The organism is Neisseria sp. SLRRB23 (genome assembly GCF_050896295.1).
Classification (GTDB): Bacteria; Pseudomonadota; Gammaproteobacteria; order Burkholderiales; family Neisseriaceae; genus Neisseria.
In genome coordinates, this window is record NZ_JBPBFH010000058.1 from 1 (window position 1) to 4,297 (window position 4,297).

Below are 4,297 nucleotides of genomic sequence, written 5' to 3' on the forward strand. Positions count from 1 at the left end.
AGGAGTGCCTTCGGGAGCCGTAACACAGGTGCTGCATGGCTGTCGTCAGCTCGTGTCGTGAGATGTTGGGTTAAGTCCCGCAACGAGCGCAACCCTTGTCATTAGTTGCCATCATTCAGTTGGGCACTCTAATGAGACTGCCGGTGACAAGCCGGAGGAAGGTGGGGATGACGTCAAGTCCTCATGGCCCTTATGACCAGGGCTTCACACGTCATACAATGGTCGGTACAGAGGGTAGCCAAGCCGCGAGGTGGAGCCAATCTCACAAAACCGATCGTAGTCCGGATTGCACTCTGCAACTCGAGTGCATGAAGTCGGAATCGCTAGTAATCGCAGGTCAGCATACTGCGGTGAATACGTTCCCGGGTCTTGTACACACCGCCCGTCACACCATGGGAGTGGGGGATACCAGAAGTAGGTAGGATAACCGCAAGGGGTCCGCTTACCACGGTATGCTTCATGACTGGGGTGAAGTCGTAACAAGGTAGCCGTAGGGGAACCTGCGGCTGGATCACCTCCTTTCTAGAGAAAGAAGAGGCTTTAGGCATTCACACTTATCGGTAAACTGAAAAGATGCGGAAGAAGCTTGAGTGAAGGCAAGGTTCGCTTAAGAAGAGAATCCGGGTTTGTAGCTCAGCTGGTTAGAGCACACGCTTGATAAGCGTGGGGTCGGAGGTTCAAGTCCTCCCAGACCCACCAATAACGGGGGCATAGCTCAGTTGGTAGAGCACCTGCTTTGCAAGCAGGGGGTCATCGGTTCGATCCCGTTTGCCTCCACCAAAACTTTGCAAATCAAAGTAATCCAGTTGCTTTTATTTTATTTGTACTTTTACATTTTATAGCAACTTATTTTGATTTGCGGAGTAAAATAACGACGCATCGATCTTTAACAAATTGGAAAGCCGAAATCAACAAACAAAGACAATGAGTTTGTTTTGATTTTTACCCTTTGCAAAGGGTAAAAATCTCTCGCAAGAGAAAAGAAAACAAACACAGTATTTGGGTGATGATTGTATCGACTTAATCCTGAAACACAAAAGGCAGGATTAAGACACAACAAAGCAGTAAGCTTTATCAAAGTAGGAATTTCAAGTTTACTTCCCTAGTCAACGGGTAGGTAAACGAAGTCAAAGAAGTTCTTGAAATGATAGAGTCAAGTGAATAAGTGCATCAGGTGGATGCCTTGGCGATGATAGGCGACGAAGGACGTGTAAGCCTGCGAAAAGCGCGGGGGAGCTGGCAATAAAGCTATGATCCCGCGATGTCCGAATGGGGAAACCCACTGCATTCTGTGCAGTATCCTAAGTTGAATACATAGACTTAGAGAAGCGAACCCGGAGAACTGAACCATCTAAGTACCCGGAGGAAAAGAAATCAACCGAGATTCCGCAAGTAGTGGCGAGCGAACGCGGAGGAGCCTGTACGTAATAACTGTCGAGATAGAAGAACAAGCTGGGAAGCTTGACCATAGTGGGTGATAGTCCCGTATTCGAAATCTCAATAGTGGTACTAAGCGTACGAAAAGTAGGGCGGGACACGTGAAATCCTGTCTGAATATGGGGGGACCATCCTCCAAGGCTAAATACTCATCATCGACCGATAGTGAACCAGTACCGTGAGGGAAAGGCGAAAAGAACCCCGGGAGGGGAGTGAAATAGAACCTGAAACCTGATGCATACAAACAGTGGGAGCACCCTAGTGGTGTGACTGCGTACCTTTTGTATAATGGGTCAACGACTTACATTCAGTAGCGAGCTTAACCGAATAGGGGAGGCGTAGGGAAACCGAGTCTTAATAGGGCGAATAGTTGCTGGGTGTAGACCCGAAACCGAGTGATCTATCCATGGCCAGGTTGAAGGTGCCGTAACAGGTACTGGAGGACCGAACCCACGCATGTTGCAAAATGCGGGGATGAGCTGTGGATAGGGGTGAAAGGCTAAACAAACTCGGAGATAGCTGGTTCTCCCCGAAAACTATTTAGGTAGTGCCTCGAGCAAGACACTGATGGGGGTAAAGCACTGTTATGGCTAGGGGGTTATTGCAACTTACCAACCCATGGCAAACTCAGAATACCATCAAGTGGTTCCTCGGGAGACAGACAGCGGGTGCTAACGTCCGTTGTCAAGAGGGAAACAACCCAGACCGCCAGCTAAGGTCCCAAATGATAGATTAAGTGGTAAACGAAGTGGGAAGGCATAGACAGCCAGGATGTTGGCTTAGAAGCAGCCATCATTTAAAGAAAGCGTAATAGCTCACTGGTCGAGTCGTCCTGCGCGGAAGATGTAACGGGGCTCAAATCTATAACCGAAGCTGCGGATGCCGGTTTACCGGCATGGTAGGGGAGCGTTCTGTAGGCCGATGAAGGTGCATTGTAAAGTGTGCTGGAGGTATCAGAAGTGCGAATGTTGACATGAGTAGCGATAAAGCGGGTGAAAAGCCCGCTCGCCGAAAGCCCAAGGTTTCCTACGCAACGTTCATCGGCGTAGGGTGAGTCGGCCCCTAAGGCGAGGCAGAAATGCGTAGTCGATGGGAAACAGGTTAATATTCCTGTACTTGATTCAAATGCGATGTGGGGACGGAGAAGGTTAGGTTAGCAAGCTGTTGGAATAGCTTGTTTAAGCCGGTAGGTGGAAGACTTAGGCAAATCCGGGTCTTCTTAACACCGAGAAGTGACGACGAGTGTCTACGGACACGAAGTAACCGATACCACGCTTCCAGGAAAAGCCACTAAGCTTCAGTTTGAATCGAACCGTACCGCAAACCGACACAGGTGGGCAGGATGAGAATTCTAAGGCGCTTGAGAGAACTCGGGAGAAGGAACTCGGCAAATTGATACCGTAACTTCGGGAGAAGGTATGCCCTCTAAGGTTAAGGACTTGCTCCGTAAGCCCTGGAGGGTCGCAGAGAATAGGTGGCTGCGACTGTTTATTAAAAACACAGCACTCTGCTAACACGAAAGTGGACGTATAGGGTGTGACGCCTGCCCGGTGCTGGAAGGTTAATTGAAGATGTGAGAGCATCGGATCGAAGCCCCAGTAAACGGCGGCCGTAACTATAACGGTCCTAAGGTAGCGAAATTCCTTGTCGGGTAAGTTCCGACCCGCACGAATGGCGTAACGATGGCCACACTGTCTCCTCCCGAGACTCAGCGAAGTTGAAGTGGTTGTGAAGATGCAATCTACCCGCTGCTAGACGGAAAGACCCCGTGAACCTTTACTGTAGCTTTGCATTGGACTTTGAAGTCACTTGTGTAGGATAGGTGGGAGGCTTAGAAGCAGAGACGCCAGTCTCTGTGGAGCCGTCCTTGAAATACCACCCTGGTGTCTTTGAGGTTCTAACCCAGACCCGTAATCCGGGTCGGGGACCGTGCATGGTAGGCAGTTTGACTGGGGCGGTCTCCTCCCAAAGAGTAACGGAGGAGTTCGAAGGTTACCTAGGTCCGGTCGGAAATCGGACTGATAGTGCAATGGCAAAAGGTAGCTTAACTGCGAGACCGACAAGTCGAGCAGGTGCGAAAGCAGGACATAGTGATCCGGTGGTTCTGTATGGAAGGGCCATCGCTCAACGGATAAAAGGTACTCCGGGGATAACAGGCTGATTCCGCCCAAGAGTTCATATCGACGGCGGAGTTTGGCACCTCGATGTCGGCTCATCACATCCTGGGGCTGTAGTCGGTCCCAAGGGTATGGCTGTTCGCCATTTAAAGTGGTACGTGAGCTGGGTTTAAAACGTCGTGAGACAGTTTGGTCCCTATCTGCAGTGGGCGTTGGAAGTTTGACGGGGGCTGCTCCTAGTACGAGAGGACCGGAGTGGACGAACCTCTGGTGTACCGGTTGTAACGCCAGTTGCATAGCCGGGTAGCTAAGTTCGGAAGAGATAAGCGCTGAAAGCATCTAAGCGCGAAACTCGCCTGAAGATGAGACTTCCCTTGTGGTTTAACCACACTAAAGAGTCGTTCGAGACCAGGACGTTGATAGGTGGGGTGTGGAAGCGCGGTAACGCGTGAAGCTAACCCATACTAATTGCTCGTGAGGCTTGACTCTATCATTTGAAGAACTTCAAGAGATAAAAGCTTACTGACTGATTCAGTCATCACCGAATATATTGATTAAGGCTTTACCGATTTGTAACAGTTTAAGTTTGGCGGCCATAGCGAGTTGGTCCCACGCCTTCCCATCCCGAACAGGACCGTGAAACGACTCAGCGCCGATGATAGTGTGGTTCTTCCATGCGAAAGTAGGTCACTGCCAAACACCCATTTAGAAAACCCCCGGATATCCGGGGGTTTTTGCTTTGC

Annotated in this window: 2 tRNA genes and 3 rRNA genes; all 5 read left to right on the forward strand. The window is 50.1% G+C overall.

Annotation, left to right across the window (positions count from 1 at the left end):
• Positions 1-522: ribosomal RNA gene (locus ACRPFF_RS10795) — 16S ribosomal RNA — on the forward strand; the annotation flags it as partial.
• Between the two features lie 100 nt (positions 523-622).
• A tRNA-Ile gene (locus tag ACRPFF_RS10800) sits at positions 623-699 on the forward strand.
• Positions 700-704: 5 nt separating this feature from the next.
• Positions 705-780, forward strand: a tRNA-Ala gene (locus ACRPFF_RS10805).
• Between the two features lie 371 nt (positions 781-1,151).
• Positions 1,152-4,043: ribosomal RNA gene (locus ACRPFF_RS10810) — 23S ribosomal RNA — on the forward strand.
• A 96-nt stretch (positions 4,044-4,139) separates the two neighbouring features.
• A 5S ribosomal RNA gene (gene rrf / locus ACRPFF_RS10815) occupies positions 4,140-4,253 on the forward strand.
• Positions 4,254-4,297: the final 44 nt, after the last annotated feature.